The organism is Burkholderia sp. 9120, from assembly GCF_000745015.1.
Taxonomy (GTDB): Bacteria; Pseudomonadota; Gammaproteobacteria; order Burkholderiales; family Burkholderiaceae; genus Paraburkholderia.
The window spans coordinates 6125334-6141799 of record NZ_JQNA01000002.1 but is presented as its reverse complement, the minus strand read 5'-3'; the positions used below and the strand labels follow the sequence as shown (position 1 = coordinate 6141799).

Here is a 16466-nt window from a genome sequence, read left to right as displayed (position 1 = left end):
ACGAATGCGCTATTCCGGCAACGTCTGATGACGCGTTTCAACCGCGAACGGCAAGATCAACAAACCGATCACGAAGGCCGCCGCAGTCCACGCGATCGGCAAACCGAGCGAGCCTTGCCAGTGAATCGCGGCGGCCAGCAGGAAGTTGACGCCCGCGCCGAGCAGGCGACCCACCGACGCGTTGAACGCGAACGCCGTGGCGCGAATCCGCGTCGGGTATTGCTCGGGTAGCCACAGCGAGAAGATCGCGAAGTTGCCGCCGAAAAATCCGAGGAACAGCAACGAGCCCATGAACAGGTTGAGACCATTCGGCAGATAGAAGACCCAGCCGAACGCGAACACGATCGACACCGCCATGCCGACGAAATACGCGCCAAGCGCGAGCCGTCGTCCAACTCGTTCGGCGAGCCACGGCGCTACCAGACAACCGAGGATCGTCCCCACCGCCAGCACCGCCGCGCCAATCGACGCGAGATGCACCGCGCCGATCCGGTCGATGCCGGCACGCGTCGCGAGCGTCACGACGGCGCTCGCCTCGTAGACCGAGCCCGCCCACAGCCCGATGATCGCAACGCCCACCAGACTCGCGCTGGTCAGCGTTCGACGCAGATACGCCGGCGCGAAAATCTCCAGCAGCGGACGGCGAACCGGCATCGACGGCGCGCTCGTCTGACCGACACCGTGCGCGGCCTTGCGCCACTGTCCCGGCTCCTTGACCCTGAGCACCGTGAAAATCGCGAGCAACGCGGGCGCGAGACCACACAGAAACATCGCGCGCCAGCCGTACGTCGCGCCGACCGTGTAGTTCAGCAACGCGGCGAGAAAGAAGCCCACGTAGTAACCGGTCTGCAGATACCCCGCGCCCATCTTGCGGCGATCCTCCGGCCAGCTCTCGGCCACATAGGTGCCGGCCAACGCCCATTCGCCGCCCACGCCGATGCCGGCAATCAGCCGGAACGCGGCCAGTTCCCAGACGTTGTGTGCGAACGCAGCCGCGCCGGTGAATACCGAATAAATGAGGATGCTCGCGGCGAGTGTCTTGACGCGTCCGAAGCGGTCGGCGAGTGGCCCCCAGATGAACGACAGCCCCCAGCCGATCAGAAACAGCGCGAACAGAATCGAGCCATACATGCCGAGGTTGCCCGGCGTAGCGGCAATGCCCGAGACGGGCAGCAATTCGGTCAGCGCCGGGATCAGGACCAGCGCGTAGATGACGGAATCCACGCCATCCAGCACCCATCCCGAGTAAACGGCCCAGAAACCGCCGATCTGCTCGCGGCTTAGGGGCGTACGCCGAGGCTTGAGCGCCGGCGTCGATGCAGGGATCACTTTGGACATGCTCGTCTCCGTTTGAAGCGGCATCGCGCCATGGGGACGGACACGCTTCGGTTTTTTGTGGTTCGAGTATAAGAATGCATCCGATAATCGAAAAATATGATATTTCTCTTGTTCGATAGGATTTTCTTATGGCATGAGGGAGCGAGCGACGCGCATGGATCTGCGGCAGCTAAGGTATTTCGTCAAGGTGGTGGAATGCGGCAACGTCACGCGTGCCGGCGAGGCGCTGCATATCGCGCAGCCGGCGATCAGCCAGCAGATGCGCAACCTCGAAGCCGATCTCGGCATGCAGCTGCTCGAACGCAGCGTGCAAGGCGTCGCGCCGACCGCGGCGGGGCAGACGCTCTATCGCCACGCGATCGAATTGCTGCGGCAAGCCGACAGCACCCGCGAACTGCTGCGTCAGGACGCCGAGCTACCGCAAGGCAAGGTATCGGTGGCGATGCCGTCGAGCACGGCGCGCATGGTCGCGATTCCGCTCGCGCGAACGATTCGCGACCGCTATCCGGGCATCGCGCTGGAATTGATCGAAGCGCCCAGCGCGGACCTCGCCAACCTGATCGGCGGCGGACGGGTGGAATTGGCGGTGGTGGTCGATGCGGTCGAAACACGCGGCGTCGCGTCGCAAAAGCTGCTCAGCGAGGCGCTATATCTGATCGCGTGGCCGGAATTTCAGATGCCGGACGAGCCCGTGCCGATCACGGAACTGGCGCGCATGCCGCTGATCCTGCCGAGCGCACCGAATACGATACGCAGCCGCGTGGAGTGGGCGCTGCGCGAGGCCGGCCAACCGTGCGAGATTCTGTTCGAGGCCAGTTCGACCGCGCTGCTGTTCGCGGCGGTCATGGCCAGGCTCGGCGTCACGATCCTGCCGTGGACCGCGGCACACGTCGAACTCGACGAACACAAATTGAAGCTCGCCAAGGTGGATCACCGGCTGTTTTCGCGCGACCTGTCGCTGTGCTGGCACGACACGGCGTTGTTGAGCAACGCCGTGCAGAAGGTCAAGGCGACGATCCTCGAAGTGTTCGACACGTTGGGAAGACGGCCGGAGTGGGCGGCGGCGGATTAATTCGCCGCCATCTGTGAAACACTGCGCTCAGGAAGCGCGCGCCCGTCGCATGAAGACGCGCCGCGTCAGATCGAACGCCACCAGATTGCCGGCCACCACGAGCAGCAGTCCGACCACGGCGAGCGCGGACCATTGGTAGCCCTCGAATACCGTCGACACCGCCAGCGCCACGATCGGAAACAACACCGTGCAGTAGGCCGCCCGTTCGGGGCCCATGCGGCCAACGAGCATCAGATAAGCGGTAAAGCCGATCACGGAGCCGAAGATCGCCAGATAACCGAGTGCGCCGAGATAACGCACGGACGGGTCGACGGCAAACGACAAGCCGCCCAGCGCGCTGCCCACGGTCAACACACCGGCGCCGATCATCATCGCCCAGCTATTGGTGGCGAACGGATGCAGACCCATCGATTGCATGCGGCTCGACAGCAGATTGCCGGCGGAAAAACACACGGTGCCGAGGAACGCGATACCGAGTCCCAACCAGGCGGTGTGATCGCCGAGGTGCCCCGCCATCTGCTGAACGAACAGACACACGATGCCGACGAGCCCCAGCATCGCCCCCGCAATCGCCGTGGGTTGCAGCGGCCGGCCCATGAACAGGCGGCCATTGATCGAGTTCAACAGCGGCGCGGTGGAAAACACCACGGCCACGAGCCCGCTCGGCACGACCTGTTCGGCGTAGTAGAAGCACAGAAAGTTGACGCAGAACAGCGCCAGCCCTTGCGCGACGAGGAATCGCCACGCGGCGCGCGGCGGCCAGATCGGCCGGCGCATGATGCGGAGCAACGCGAACAGCACCAGCGCGGCAATCCAGAAACGCCACGCGATCGAAACCGGCGGCGGCACCGATCCCAGTTGCCATTTGATGGCGATCCAGGTGGTGCCCCAGATCAATACGGTAGCGGCATAAAGCGCCAGATTCATGGTCAAGCCTGCAGCAATGTCGGAAGCCCGACTATGCCCCTGCGCGGCGCGCCGCACTTGTCCAGGATTGCGCACTTTTTCGTGGTGGTCGGCGGCGGCGCAAGCATCCCCGTATACTGGCGCTCAGCCCGCTTTTAGAAGTATTCCGCCTGTTCCGTGAACGCCAGACCGCCCGCCGCCGAGTTGAATCCCATCGAAACGCCGTTCGGCCTTCAATCGGTGTGTCACACGCTGGGCAGCTCCAACGCCAATCTGGATCGCTTCGCGTGGCTCGGCGACCGGCTCGCCGTCGCCATCTGGACACGCGAAACGAAAGAGGCCGAGACCGTCTACGACCAGCCCGGCCATCACACGTTGTCCTGCTATCTGGATGGCGGCTACCGCACCGAGCGGCAGAAAATGCCGGGGCATTACGGCGCGCCGTCGCGGCTCTGCACGCTGCCCGGCGATCACGAATCGCGTTGGTGGGTGCGTGGCCACATGCACTTCATGCATCTGTATTTCCTGCCGGAACACTTCACGCAGCGCGCCGTTCAGGAGCTCGATCGCGAGCCGCGCGAACTGACGCTCGCCGACCGCACCTATTTCGAAGACGCGCGTATCGCCAGTCTGTGTCAGGCACTCGCCAATGAAGACTGGCAAGACCCCGACGGCCTGCTGCGCACCAACGAAACCGCGCATCAGGTGCTGAGTCTGCTGCTGCGTGCGCAAGGCGTGCGTCGTACCGACACGGCGCTTAAAGGCGGTTTGTCGGTGGCGACTCGCCGGCGCTTGCGCGACTACATCGAAAGTCATCTCGCGCAGACGCTCACGCTCGGCGAACTCGCCGGCGTCGCGGCGCTTTCCGAATTCCATCTCGCGCGGATGTTCCGGACTTCGTTCGGTTTGCCGCCCGCCGCATGGATTGCGCAACAGCGGCTCGAACGCGCCCGCACGCTGCTGCGCACCACCGCGCTGCCGCTCGCGCAAGTCGCCGAACAATGCGGCTACGCGAACGCCAGCCATTTCAGCCATCGCTTTCGCGAGAGCGTCGGCGTGGCGCCGTCCGCGTATCGGCTGGCTGTCGCCGCCTGAAACGCGAGGCGGCTTGCCTCCTCGATCTAGCGTTAGCTTCAGCGTTATTTCAACGCCATTGCCAGCACGCGCGCCACATGGATCGCGTCGACGCCCGCGCCGTCGTGGATCTGATGACGGCAGCTCGTGCCGTCGGCGACCATCACCGTATTGGCGTCGATCTTGCGCACCGCCGGCAGCAACGACAATTCCGCCATGGCCAGCGAGGTCGCGTAGTGCTCGACTTCATAGCCGAAGCTGCCCGCCATCCCGCAGCACGACGATTCCACCGTCGATACCTTCAGCTCGGGAATCCACTTCAGCACGGTTTGCACCGGCGTGAACGCGTCGAAAGCCTTCTGATGGCAGTGGCCATGCACCAGCGCCTGCGACGTGGCCAACGGCTTCAACGCGAGTTGCAAACGCCCGGCCTTTTCCTCGCGCACCAGAAACTCTTCGAATAGAAACGCCTGCTTCGACAACTGCCGCGCCTCTTCGCCGAAACCGTAGTGCAGAAACTCGTCGCGCAACGACAGCAAACACGACGGCTCCAGACCGACAATCGGCACGCCCCGCTCCACGAACGGCTTGAACAGATCGAGCATGCGCCGCGCTTCCTGCTTCGCCTGATCGACCAGACCCGCCGCAAGGAAGGTGCGGCCGCAACACACCGGTCGTTCGCCCTGGCGCATATTGAAATGCACCGTGTAGCCGGCGGCTTCCAGCACTTGCTGCGCGGCGCGCGCGTTGTCCGGCTCCATGTTGTTGTTGAACGTATCGACGAACAACAGCACCTCTTTCAACGCGCCGCCTTGGGGCGGTTTGGCCGCCACTGCGTTCGACAGAAACGATTTCCTGAAGCGCGGCAAACTCCGCTCGGGCGCAAAACCCACAGCGCGCTTGAACCACGCCGATAGCACCGGCACGTTGTCGGCCAAGGCCATCAAACCCGGCATGCGGCTCGCCGCTCCGGCATAGTGCGGCATGAACGCGACCAGCTTGTCGCGCAGTCGGAGCCCGTGCCGTTTGACGCGCGCCGCCCGCGCTTCGATCTTGAACTTCGCCATGTCGACGCCGGTCGGGCAATCGCGCTTGCAGCCCTTGCACGACACGCAGAGATCGAGTGTGTCCTTGACCTCGTCGCTCGCCAAACCCGCTTCGCCGAGTTGCCCCGAAATCGCGAGACGCAAGGTGTTCGCGCGTCCACGCGTGACGTGCTGTTCGTCTTTCGTCACGCGATAACTCGGGCACATGGTGCCCGCGTCGAACTTGCGACAATGGCCGTTGTTGTTGCACATCTCCACGGCTTTCGCGAGACCGCCGGACAGATCGTTGCCGGTGCCCGGCGAGGTCTCCTGCCCCGTGAGCGGATCGCGTTCGACATTCCACGCCGACCAGTCGAGCGCGGTATCGATCCGCTGTTCCTGGTAGCCAGGCGCAAAGCGAAAATTGCGCGTGTCGTCCATCTTCGGCGGACGCACGATCTTGTCGGGATTGAAGCGGTTCTCCGGATCGAACAGCGTCTTGATCTCGCTGAACGCCTGGTTAAGACGCGGTCCGTATTGCCACGCCACCCATTCGCCGCGGCACAGACCGTCGCCGTGTTCGCCCGAATAGGCGCCTTTGTATTCGCGCACCAGCGCCGCCGCTTCTTCGGCGATCGCGCGCATTTTCACCGCGCCGTCGCGCCGCATGTCGAGAATCGGCCGCACGTGTAGCGTGCCGACGCTCGCGTGCGCGTACCAGGTGCCCTCCGTGCCGTAACGATGAAACACTTCCGTCAAACGGCTCGTGTACTCGGCCAGATGCTCGAGCGGCACCGCGCAATCTTCGATGAACGACACCGGCTTGCCGTCGCCCTTCATGCTCATCATGATGTTCAGCCCGGCTTTGCGGACCTCCCACAGCGCTTTCTGCTCGTTCGCGTCCGGCATCTCCACGACCGAATCGGGCAAGCCCAGATCGGCCATCAGTTCCGTGAGCTGTTTGAGCGACGCGCGTTGCGCGTCGCGATCCTCGCCCGCGAATTCCACCAGCAGGATCGCCTGCGGCTCGCCGACCAGCGCCTTGCCGATCACCGGCTGGAATGCGGGGTTGCTCATCGCCAGATCGATCATGGTGCGATCGACCAGTTCCACCGCCACCGGCTTCAGCTTGACGATGTGCTGGGTCAGGTCCATGGCCTGCCAGAACGTCGGAAAGTTAACCACGCCGAGCATCTTATGCACGGGCAGCGGCACGAGCTTGAGCGTCAACTGCCGGCTGAACGCGAGCGTGCCTTCCGAGCCGACCAGCAGATGCGCGAGGTTCGCGAAACCGTCGTCGGTATAGGCGCGCGGGTTCTGGCAATCGAACAGATCGATGTTGTAGCCCGCCACGCGGCGCAATACCTTCGGCACCTGCGCGACGATTTCGTTGCGTTCGCGCTGGGCGATCCGCGTCACGCCGTCGAGTATCTGCTGCAAGCGCGCGCCTTGTGGTGCGTCGCGCAACGACGCGAAATGCGCTTCGGCGCCGTCGGCGAGAATCGCGTCGATCGCCTCGACGTTGTGCACCATGTTGCCGTATTCGATCGAGCGCGAGCCGCACGAGTTATTGCCGGCCATGCCGCCGATCGTGCATTGCGCGGCCGTCGAGACGTCGACCGGAAACCATAGACCGTGCGGCTTGAGCCACGCATTCAGATGGTCCAGCACGACGCCCGGTTCGACGGTGACCGTGCGCGCGTCGGCATCGAAATCGACAATGTTGTTGAGCCACTTGGTCGTGTCGATCACGAGCGCATCGCCGACGGTCTGGCCGCATTGGCTCGTCCCCGCGCCGCGCGCGAGCAGCGGCACTTTCTCGCTACGGGCGATTTCCAGCGCGATGCGCAGATCGTCCTGATCGCGCGGCACGACCACGCCGATCGGCGTGATCTGGTAGATCGACGCATCGGTTGCGTAACGGCCGCGGCTCGCCAGGTCGAACAACACGTCGCCGCGCAACGACTTGCGCAGGTGCTGCGCGAGCGGCGTCGTCAGGCGTGCGGCGGAGGGCACCAGATGAATCGGCTTGACGAGCAAAGCGGAGGTGGGGTTCGTCATATCGTCTGCCTTTGGAAAAACGGGCTAGCTAGTACAGCGTCAGGCTGACCGGCGCGAGGCCTTCAATGCGTCCGCTCGCGGTGCCCGCGTTCTGCGGAAAAAACATACCGGTGTAGGAGCCGGCGGTGATGACCATGTCCGGCGTCACGGCAATACCACGCGACGTCGCATGATTGACGAGCCACGTCAGCAGACGCCGCGGATCGCCGGCGGGGTTGGCGGGTGTTGTCTGAACCACGTCGTGACCGTCGAAACTGAACCGCAGCGACGGCGCCACGAACGGAAAGTCCTCGCGATACGGCGTGAACTCGCCGACGAGCAACGCGCCGTTGTTCTGCAGGTCCGCGAGTTGCGCGAGCTTGTCGACGTCGGGCCACGCCGCGTAGCGGCTCGACACGATTTCGATGGTCGCGCCGATCGAGCCGATGCCCGCACGCACTTCCGCTTCGCTATACGGCGTAGTTGAAGCGTCGAAGCGACGACCGAAGCGAAACGCCACTTCCAGTTCGAGGCCCAACGGCGTGAAATCCGCACGCGCCAGCCGCGCGCCGTCGGCATGCATATCGACGGCGGGCAGCGGCGCGCCCTGGATCGGACCGCTATCCGACTTCGCGCCGATCTTCCAGCCGCCGATCCGTGCGCCGCTTGCGTCCAGCATCTCGTGCTGGATCGCGTAGGCCGCATCGGCGTCGGCGGGAATAAGCTCTGGCGACAGCGCGTCGAGCGTGGTGTGGTTCCGGCGTGCGTCGGCAAGACGCCGGCTAAGTGATGTCGTCATAGCGTGCTTGAAGCGAGGAGAGAGAACGGCGTCGTGTCGTCGGCTGGTTACGCGCCCAGACGGGTGGGCACCTGCCCGTTGTCCGCCGGATTGACTGCGAATTTGCTCTCGGGCTGCATGCGGAACGCGAGCACCACGCCGATCGCCATCAACAGCATGCTGCCGACGAACGGCAACTCCCAGCTTCCGAAGTAGTCGATCAGAAAACCGCCCGCCACCGGCGAGATGATCGCGGCCAGTGCCGAGCCGGTGTTCATCATGCCGCTCGCGGTGCCGGAGAATTCCGGGGCGATGTCCATCGGGATCGCCCACATCGGACCGATCGTCATTTCGGCGAAGAAGAAGCCGGACGCGAGACAAGCCATCGACAGATACAGGTCGTGCGTGAACATCAGCGGGATCAGCGAGAGCAGGCAGAAGAACATGCAGACCGACACCATCCAGCTACGGGCGCGCTTCAGGCTACCTGTGCGCGCGAAAATCCAGTCGGTCACGATGCCGCCGAGCGTGTCGCCGAGCACACCGGCGAAAAACACCACCGAAGCGAAGATCGCCGACTTCGACAATTGCAGGTGATAGCTATGCAGGAAGTACTGCGGAATCCAGCTCAGGAACAGCCACAAGGTCCAGCCGTAGCAGAAGTACACGATCGTGACCGGCCACATGCGGCGGAACAGTTTGCCCCACGGCACGCTGGCGGCTTTCGGCTTCGGCGCGGGCAGAATGTCGAGTTCTTCGGTCGTGATACGCGGATGATCTTTCGGATGCTCGGTGAACGTGAAGGCCCACACGGCGACCCACAACAGGCTGAACACACCGCAGATATAGAACGATTCACGCCAGCCCCACGTTGCCATCACGAGCACGATCAGGCCGGGCGCCACCGCATTGCCGATCCGCGACGCCGCATGCGTGATGCCTTGCGCGAAGCCGCGTTTCTCTTTCGCGACCCAACGCGCCATGGCGGACGTTGCGGCGGGAAAGGTTGCGCCTTCACCGAAACCGAGCAGCACGCGCGCGGCCAGCAGCGAGACCAGACCGCCGGCAAAGCCGGTCAGCAAAGTCGCGACGCCCCACACGGCGCCGCAAAACAGCAGCGTGCGTTTCGCGCCGAAACGATCGCTGACCCACCCGCCGATAATTTGAAAGATCAGATACGGATACGCGAAGGCCGAGAACACGAGGCCGACTTCCGTATGCGAAAGGTTGAATTCCTTGCCGAAACCCGCAGCCGCCGTGCTGACGTTCACGCGGTCGAGGTAGGTGATGAAGTACATGATGCATAGCATCACTAGAACGATACTGCTCGCACTGGTCACACGAAACCGCTTCATCGTCTCTCTCCATTGCATGTGTCGACGGCACGCCTGAAATGGCGCGCTGCGTCGTTGCCCGTCAGCGGCATAGGCTGAGGCGGGGCCATCGCATGTTGTTCGGGCCGCGTCTCAGCGCGGCTTGGTGAGGGAAGTGCTCCCGCCTTCCCTGGCTGCGAGTTGCCTGGTGCTGGTGTTGTCGATTGCCTGTTGCTTGCTTGTTGCTTTTTTCTGCGCGGCCGCTGGGCGAATAGCAGGGCGGCCGCGCGTCTGGGGCGGGTTAGGCTGCCGCCTTCAAACCCGACGCCTTCGTCGGCTGGCTCAACCACTCCATAGCGGCAGGCAGGCCGCTCTCCTTGAGCGGTACGCCCGCGAGCCGCAGACCCATCTCGCAGCCGGCCAACGTGGCCAGCAACATCAGATCGTTGCAGTCGCCCAGATGGCCGATGCGGAACATGCGGCCTTTCATCTTGCCGAGACCCGTGCCGAGCGACATGTCGAAGCGTTCGTAGATAACCTTGCGCACCACATCGGCATCGATGCCGTCGGGCATCATCACGCCGGTCAGCACCGGGCTATACACCGACGGATCGGCGCACTGAATCTCCAGGCCCCACGCACGCACCGCGCGACGGGTCGCTTCGGCGAGACGCTCGTGACGGGCGAACACGTTGTCGAGCCCTTCGCCGAGAATCATGTCGAGCGCTTCGGAGAGCCCGTAAAGCAGGTTCGTGTTCGGCGTGTACGGCCAGTAGCCCGTCTTGTTCATCTCGACGATGTCGGCCCAGTCCCAGAAGCTGCGCGGCAGCTTCGCCTGCTTGCTGGCGGCGATCGCTTTCGGCGAAATCGCGTTGAAGCTGATGCCCGGCGGCAGCATCAACCCCTTTTGCGAACCGGACACGGTGACGTCGACGCCCCATTCGTCGTGACGGTAATCGGCGCACGCGAGGCCCGAGATCGTGTCGACCAGCAGCAGCGCCGGGTGACCCGCGGCATCGATCGCGCGGCGCACCGCGGCGATATCCGACGTGACGCCCGTCGACGTTTCGTTGTGCACCACGCACACCGCCTTGATGGTGTGCTGGGTGTCGGCGCGCAGACGCTCTTCGATCATCTGCGGCTGAACCCCGCGTCGCCAGCCTTCGATACCCGGCAGCCCGAGAAACTCCGGCTTCAGGCCGAGGCTTTCGGCCATCTTTTTCCACAGCGTCGCGAAGTGGCCGGTTTCGAACATCAGCACGTGGTCGCCGGGGCTCAACGTGTTGGACAGCGCCGCTTCCCAGGCGCCCGTGCCCGACGCCGGGTAAATCACCACGGGTTGCTGCGTCTTGAAGATCTTCTTGATGCCCTCGAGCACCTGCAGACCTAGTTCACCGAATTCGGGGCCGCGGTGATCGATGGTCGGGTAGCTCATCGCCCGGAGGATACGGTCGGGCACCGGGCTCGGACCCGGGATCTGCAGAAAGTGACGGCCAGCGGGGTGAAAGTCTAATTTGAGCATTGGGCTCCTCCGATTGAATTTTGCATGCAAAAAACTATATCAGACGATCCGTGACGCCCCCAAGGCGAAAATTGCCTTTTCGGACCGGTGTTTACCCCCGCTCTTAACTAATCGGCGCGCTTCCGATAAAATCCGACGTAACACGATGTGAGGGCTTTTGTATGCAAAATTCGGATTTCGATGCGGGTGTGGGCGCTTCCCCGCTGATGCCGAAGGTCGAGCGGCAGCGTTTGCACGACACGGTGGTTGAGCACATTCGCCGGTTTATCGTCGAAGGGGTGCTCGAGCCGGGCAAGAAACTGAATGAGCGCGAGTTGTGCGAGACGCTCGGGATTTCGCGCACGCCGTTGCGCGAGGCGCTGAAGGTGCTGGCGGCGGAGGGCTTGATCGAGATCGAGCCGAACCGGGGCGCCTCGGTATCGAAGATGTCGGAAGCGGAGTTGCGCGAGACCTTCGAATTGATGAGCGGTCTCGAAGCGTTTTCCGGCGAGCTGGCGGCGGAGCGCATGACGGCGGCCGAGCTGGCCGAGATCAAGGCGCTGCATTACGCGATGCTCGCGTGCCGCACGCAAAACGATCTGGCCGGGTACTACAGCCGCAATCAGGCGATTCACGACAAGATCAATGAGGCGGCCAGAAATTCAGCGCTGCGACAGACTTATGTCGCGGTGAATCGTCGTTTGCAGGCGCTCCGGTTCCGGTCGAATTTCCAGATCCCGAAGTGGGATAGCGCGATTCACGACCATGACGAGATGCTGAAGGCGCTTGAAGCACGCGACGGCAAGAAGCTCAGCGCGATTCTTCGGCAGCACTTGCTTGATAAGCGGGATGCGGTTTTGCAGGTGCAGTCGCGGGAAGATGTGTCGGCTTCGACGTTTAAGGCTTAGGGCGGTGAAGCGGTGTTGGGGGTCGGCGTTGGTGGGGTGCGCTGGCGCTTGCGCTGGACTTGAAACTTTTCCACGTAAATTGTTCGCAAGGCTGTGGATAAGGTTCTGACATCGCAGGCAAGTGGTTGATGCGGCAGAGATATCGCCTCGCGGCTCATGCGTAAGCATCACGCGTCATTGCAGGCTCGACGACGCTCAAATAGGCGCCTCGCGGGTATCTTGTCCAAGACTCCGAACATCATCCTCCAGTTGTCCACAGAATTTGTTGGCAAGGCTGTGGACAACACCCTTGAAACAGCGCCAAGCCATTGACGCAAATACGCTTGTGCAAATCGATGCGTCGGTTGGCCCTTGGTGATCTGCGATGCCCAGCGACCTAGTCCACAATTGCAAACCCGGGACTCTCCTCAAGGACCGCGAACGGATAATGCAGGCGCGTAAACGCGAGGACATCACGCGGTCCTGCCATTGCAGCTAGCTCCTGTTGTCGGTCCGCGTAAATCGCCCACTTTCCACGGAGTGGAAAAATGGCATACCGCTCAGAGTTAGCATCGAACGCGTCCGCCAGGCTCCCACCCGGATCAGCATTGAGCGATGCCACAAAATCCTGATCCGAATGTTCCGGCAGGAAGATCAACGCAGAATATTTTGCAAAGTGGTGGTAGAAATATTCTTCCGGCGCGGGTCGCAACACGAGTGCCGCGAACGCGGTCTCGCCGGTCTTCGCGACAAGCGACCGCAAGAAAGCGTGATACTGAAATGTGCAAATATCGGACGAGTCAAAGTAAAGCGCGGTACCGTCCCGGACCGCGTCGGCAACCAGCCTCTTGCCCTCGTCGGCCTGTCTCCGCAAACGGTCGAAGGTTGCATGGTCGGTCAGGTATTCACTTTTACTCACTGTCCCCCCAGTCTGATTTTCGCTATGTTTGAACCACTACGTTTCACGTCTGCGGTGATATAGCCGGATGTGGAATTATCGCGGACAGTGTACTGGCTCTCCCCCTTAGTGAAGATGTCTGCCTTACCATCTTTACTCAACGTCTGTACATAGCCGCTCTCGACAAGGTTTGCCTCAAACTCAGCTTTGCCAACATCCGTCTTAATGTTGCGCCTGCTGAAGCCCACCGTAATATCAACGTATTCCGACGTAATCCTGCCCGGCGGAATCCCATCGACCTCCGTCTCCGCGGCGGGCTTGCACAACGCCTTGATGCGCTCCCAGTTCTCCGCCGCCTTCCTCGCACCCTGTCCGATCCCGTATCTAACCGCCGGGTTCTGCGCGAGCCGCCAGACAAACGCAATCCCACGCGCCGCCCCGTCGATCAATCCCGCGGAGAAATGGCAATCGCCGCAAACCGTCCCCGTCCCCGCAAAACCTCCAGCCCGCAGCATCTGCCGCACGCCCTGCAGATTCGCAGGCGGCCCAACCGGCGAATCGCCATAGTTGTAGTTATCGATCCACTGGTCAGTCTCATCGCTACTGATCGGAATGTCCGTACCGTCATTCAGATTGAGAACGCTGCCATTCCTTGCAACCGTCCCAACTCGCGAAACAACCTGACCATCCGGCGAGTAACCCCACCGGGCCTTGAATACCCGTCGAACACCGCCATTCGCCGCACTCGCGTACTCACTGAACTTGAAGAGATCAATGCGTCCGCGTCGGTCGTAATGCAGATAGAAATCACCCGTCGGGTTGTAGCCATTCAGAACGCGGTGTGCGGCGTCCCGCATGATCATCTCGGTCGCGTCCGGAATCCTCTGCTGGATCACGATCGCAAACACGTTCCCGGTCGCATCGCGCGTGACTCTCCATTGACCCGCGACCTTGCCGTCCGCCAGTTGCTGAACGAATACGATTCGACGGTCTCGGAGCGAAGGTCGGTTAGCGTCCAGCCCGATCCATTCTGTGCAAGCGCGAGCCCCGTGAAGCCGGCCGAACGCCAACTGCCACTCGCCCATTTGAACGTGACCGGTTCGCCGTTCTCACGATAAGCAAGCACCGTCGACGAACTGCCGCTATTCGCGTTGGTCAATCCCAGACCGCGTTGCCAGCTGTGAAACCACACCGGCCCCATCGCCGCAGACGAAGCGCTCAACGACTTCGACCGATAAGTCCGCGTGAACTGCATCGGCAGATCGTCACCGCTGACGAAATCGGCCTCTGTTAGCGTGACAGCGCCATTACCCGGATACACCGGATCAGCAATCGGACAACTGGCCTCCGGCTCGTTTGCCTTCGGCGCCGCGCACCATTGGTCAATCAGTGCGAGGTCGTTGATGCACGCATAGTTGCCCATCCCGCCGGGCGTGTTGCTCACTACATCGAGACGGCACGTCTTCGATCCCGGCGTCGCACCGGACTGCGCGTAAGGCGTGAGACAGTCGAAGGCATTCGCGCCGAAGGCCACCGTTAGCAACATGAATGCGGCAAGCAGTCGAACCACTATGCCGACCGGCCTCTCAGTCACGCTATCGTTTTTCACCGTCGTCCTCATCCGTTGTACTTGCTCGAAGAACAAGCACGCGATAAGGAACCGAGCGACGAAAAACCCCGAAAATTCTCCAACCCTTGCTGTCATTTCATCTATGACCGAGCGCCTCCCGCGGCGCCTACATCGGCCCCAGGAAATCACTCATCGGCCTGTCATCCCCTGACGAAATACCCATCCTCTTCGTCGTACAGACACATCTTGTCGACGCACCGTGCGCCGCTTCTGCCTCCCCCAACCTTATCCCCACATTTTGTCCATAAGCCTGTGGACAACCTGAGCACATCCCACCCAAGTCATTGAAGCAACAAACCAATCCCCCACCGCTCGCCCACAGGCAACGGGATCCGCCCGCCCCTGTGATAAAAAGTAACTCCCCGCCATCTACCGAGGCCGCGCATGTCTTCCGTCATGGGCTTCAAACTCGTCCTGCTGTCGCTCGTCGCGATCATCGGTCTCGAACTGCTCGCCAAGCGGCTGCGTCTCCCGCCCGCCGCCGCGCTGCTGGTCGGCGGCGCCGCGATGGCCTTCGTGCCCGGGCTGCCGACCTTCAATCTCGATCCCGAACTCATCCTGATCGTGTTCCTGCCGCCGCTTCTCATGGATGGCGCGTACTTCTCGGTGTGGGACGAGTTCAAACGCAACCTCGGCGGCATCCTGCTGCTCGCAATCGGCGCAGTCGCCTTCACCACGCTCGTAGTGGGCCTGGTGGTGCATTGGGTCGTGCCCGCGTTGCCATGGGGCGCCTGCTTCGCGCTGGGCGCGGTCGTCTCGCCGCCCGACGCCGTCGCCGCGAAAGCCGTGCTGGAACGCGTCGCGCTGCCGCGCCGCCTGATGGTGCTGCTCGAAGGCGAAAGCCTCCTCAACGACGCCGCCGGCATCGTGCTATTCCGCATTGCCGTAACCGCCGCATTGACCGGCGCGTTCAGCGCGCAAGAAGCGGCGGGGCACTTCGCCGTGCTGGCGCTTGGCGGCGTCGCCGTCGGCGTGGTGATCGGCTTGGTCGTCGTCAGGCTGCTGCGGCTTCTCGACGACGGCTACCTGATCATCACCGCATCGATACTCTCGCCATGGATCAGCTACATCGCCGGCGACATGCTGGGCGTGTCCGGTGTCATCGCGACCGTGAGTTGCGGGATGATGCTCGGCTGGTATCAGCACGAGGTCTTCTCGGCCGCCGTCCGGATGCGCGGCACGGCCTTCTGGCAGGTCGTGATCTTTCTGATGGAAGCGCTGGTCTTCATTCTGATCGGCCTCTCGCTGCGCGGCGTGATCGCGCGGCTGGGCGGCGTCGGCGACACGCTCGCCGCGCTGGCGCCGGCGGTCGGCGCGGTGCTGGCGGCGGTCGTGCTGTCGCGCTTCGCGTGGGTCTTCACGACGGAATGGTTGAAGGCGCGGATCTGCAAGTGGGCACGGCGCGAAGGCGGCACGCCCGACTGGCGTTCGGCCACCGTCACCAGCTGGGCCGGCATGCGGGGCGTGGTCACGCTGGCTATCGCGCTGTCGCTGCCCGAAGCCATGCCCGGCCGCGATCTGATTCTGGTCGCGTCCTTCGCGGTCATTCTCGTGACGGTGTTAGGTCAAGGCACGACGATCGGACCGCTGATTCACTGGATCAATCCGGATCACGCGGACGAGCAGAACGCCCGCCATCTGAGCGAACCGCAAGCTTGGGCCAGGCTCGAAGCGGCGCAACTCGCCGCGGTTCTACCGCTCGCGCATGGGGCGGATGGCAGCGTGATTCATCCACGGCTGCTGGAGCAGTACACCTATCGTGCGAGCATGACCGAGGCGTATCAAAGCGAAGCGGCTTATCCGTCGGGCGTCCGCGCTGCGCACTACGACGTGGTACTGGCCGCGGTCGCCGCAGCGCGCGTCGAATTGCTACGCTTGCACCGCACGGGTTTGATTCACGACGAACTCCTGAGCGTTCTGGAACACGATCTGGATCTGCAGGAAATTGCCGCGACACACGGCAAAGGATGACGGTTGCGCGCGCGGCACCTTCACCGCGCGCGC

13 protein-coding genes are annotated in these 16466 nt (G+C 62.9%); 4 read left to right on the top strand and 9 right to left on the bottom strand.

Annotated elements, in window-relative coordinates; genetic code table 11:
• Positions 1-9: 9 nt before the first annotated feature.
• On the bottom strand, positions 10-1338 hold the full coding sequence (locus tag FA94_RS35305; RefSeq protein ID WP_035560754.1) for an MFS transporter: 1329 nt from the start codon (positions 1336-1338) through the stop codon (positions 10-12).
• 154 nt (positions 1339-1492) lie between these two features.
• Here FA94_RS35305 and FA94_RS35300 point away from each other — a divergent pair, with 154 nt between their 5' ends.
• Positions 1493-2410, top strand: coding sequence for a LysR substrate-binding domain-containing protein (locus FA94_RS35300; RefSeq protein ID WP_035560752.1), 918 nt, complete (start codon positions 1493-1495; stop codon positions 2408-2410).
• 27 nt (positions 2411-2437) lie between these two features.
• Here FA94_RS35300 and FA94_RS35295 read toward each other — a convergent pair whose 3' ends face one another.
• On the bottom strand, positions 2438-3337 hold the full coding sequence (locus tag FA94_RS35295; protein WP_035560749.1) for a DMT family transporter: 900 nt from the start codon (positions 3335-3337) through the stop codon (positions 2438-2440).
• Between the two features lie 156 nt (positions 3338-3493).
• Here FA94_RS35295 and FA94_RS35290 point away from each other — a divergent pair, with 156 nt between their 5' ends.
• Positions 3494-4411, top strand: a complete 918-nt coding sequence (locus FA94_RS35290) for an AraC family transcriptional regulator (protein ID WP_035560746.1) — start codon at positions 3494-3496, stop codon at positions 4409-4411.
• 44 nt (positions 4412-4455) lie between these two features.
• Here the strand turns inward: FA94_RS35290 and FA94_RS35285 are convergent, their stop codons facing one another.
• From FA94_RS35285 to FA94_RS35270, 4 genes are all read right to left on the bottom strand, one after another.
• On the bottom strand, positions 4456-7476 hold the full coding sequence (locus tag FA94_RS35285; protein WP_035560743.1) for an FAD-binding and (Fe-S)-binding domain-containing protein: 3021 nt from the start codon (positions 7474-7476) through the stop codon (positions 4456-4458).
• Positions 7477-7504: 28 nt separating this feature from the next.
• Positions 7505-8254 (bottom strand): 2-keto-4-pentenoate hydratase, encoded by a 750-nt coding sequence (locus FA94_RS35280; protein ID WP_035560739.1) that lies wholly within the window; start codon positions 8252-8254, stop codon positions 7505-7507.
• 47 nt (positions 8255-8301) lie between these two features.
• Positions 8302-9588: an MFS transporter gene (locus FA94_RS35275; RefSeq protein WP_035560736.1), complete on the bottom strand. Its 1287-nt coding sequence runs from the start codon at positions 9586-9588 to the stop codon at positions 8302-8304.
• Between the two features lie 259 nt (positions 9589-9847).
• On the bottom strand, positions 9848-11068 hold the full coding sequence (locus FA94_RS35270; protein ID WP_035560733.1) for a pyridoxal-phosphate-dependent aminotransferase family protein: 1221 nt from the start codon (positions 11066-11068) through the stop codon (positions 9848-9850).
• Positions 11069-11229: 161 nt separating this feature from the next.
• On the opposite strand from FA94_RS35270, the gene FA94_RS35265 reads away from it, so the two are divergent.
• Entirely contained in the window at positions 11230-11955 is a 726-nt protein-coding gene (locus FA94_RS35265) for a GntR family transcriptional regulator (protein WP_035560730.1), read from the top strand.
• 376 nt (positions 11956-12331) lie between these two features.
• Here the strand turns inward: FA94_RS35265 and FA94_RS35260 are convergent, their stop codons facing one another.
• From FA94_RS35260 to FA94_RS39695, 3 genes are read right to left on the bottom strand one after another with little or no spacing between them, the layout of a single operon-like run.
• Entirely contained in the window at positions 12332-12853 is a 522-nt protein-coding gene (locus tag FA94_RS35260) for a hypothetical protein (RefSeq protein ID WP_035560728.1), read from the bottom strand.
• Positions 12850-13740 carry a hypothetical protein gene (locus FA94_RS39700; RefSeq protein WP_035560724.1) on the bottom strand — a complete coding sequence of 297 codons (891 nt, stop codon included), beginning with the start codon at positions 13738-13740 and terminating at the stop codon, positions 12850-12852. The genes FA94_RS35260 and FA94_RS39700 overlap by 4 nt, the downstream gene beginning before the upstream one ends.
• Complete coding sequence (locus FA94_RS39695) at positions 13725-14441, bottom strand: DUF6531 domain-containing protein (protein ID WP_231585102.1); 717 nt, start codon at positions 14439-14441, stop codon at positions 13725-13727. Before FA94_RS39695 ends, FA94_RS39700 begins: the two co-directional genes overlap by 16 nt.
• Before the next feature lie 405 nt (positions 14442-14846).
• On the opposite strand from FA94_RS39695, the gene FA94_RS35245 reads away from it, so the two are divergent.
• Entirely contained in the window at positions 14847-16433 is a 1587-nt protein-coding gene (locus FA94_RS35245) for a Na+/H+ antiporter (RefSeq protein WP_035560718.1), read from the top strand.
• The last annotated feature ends 33 nt before the right edge of the window (positions 16434-16466 follow it).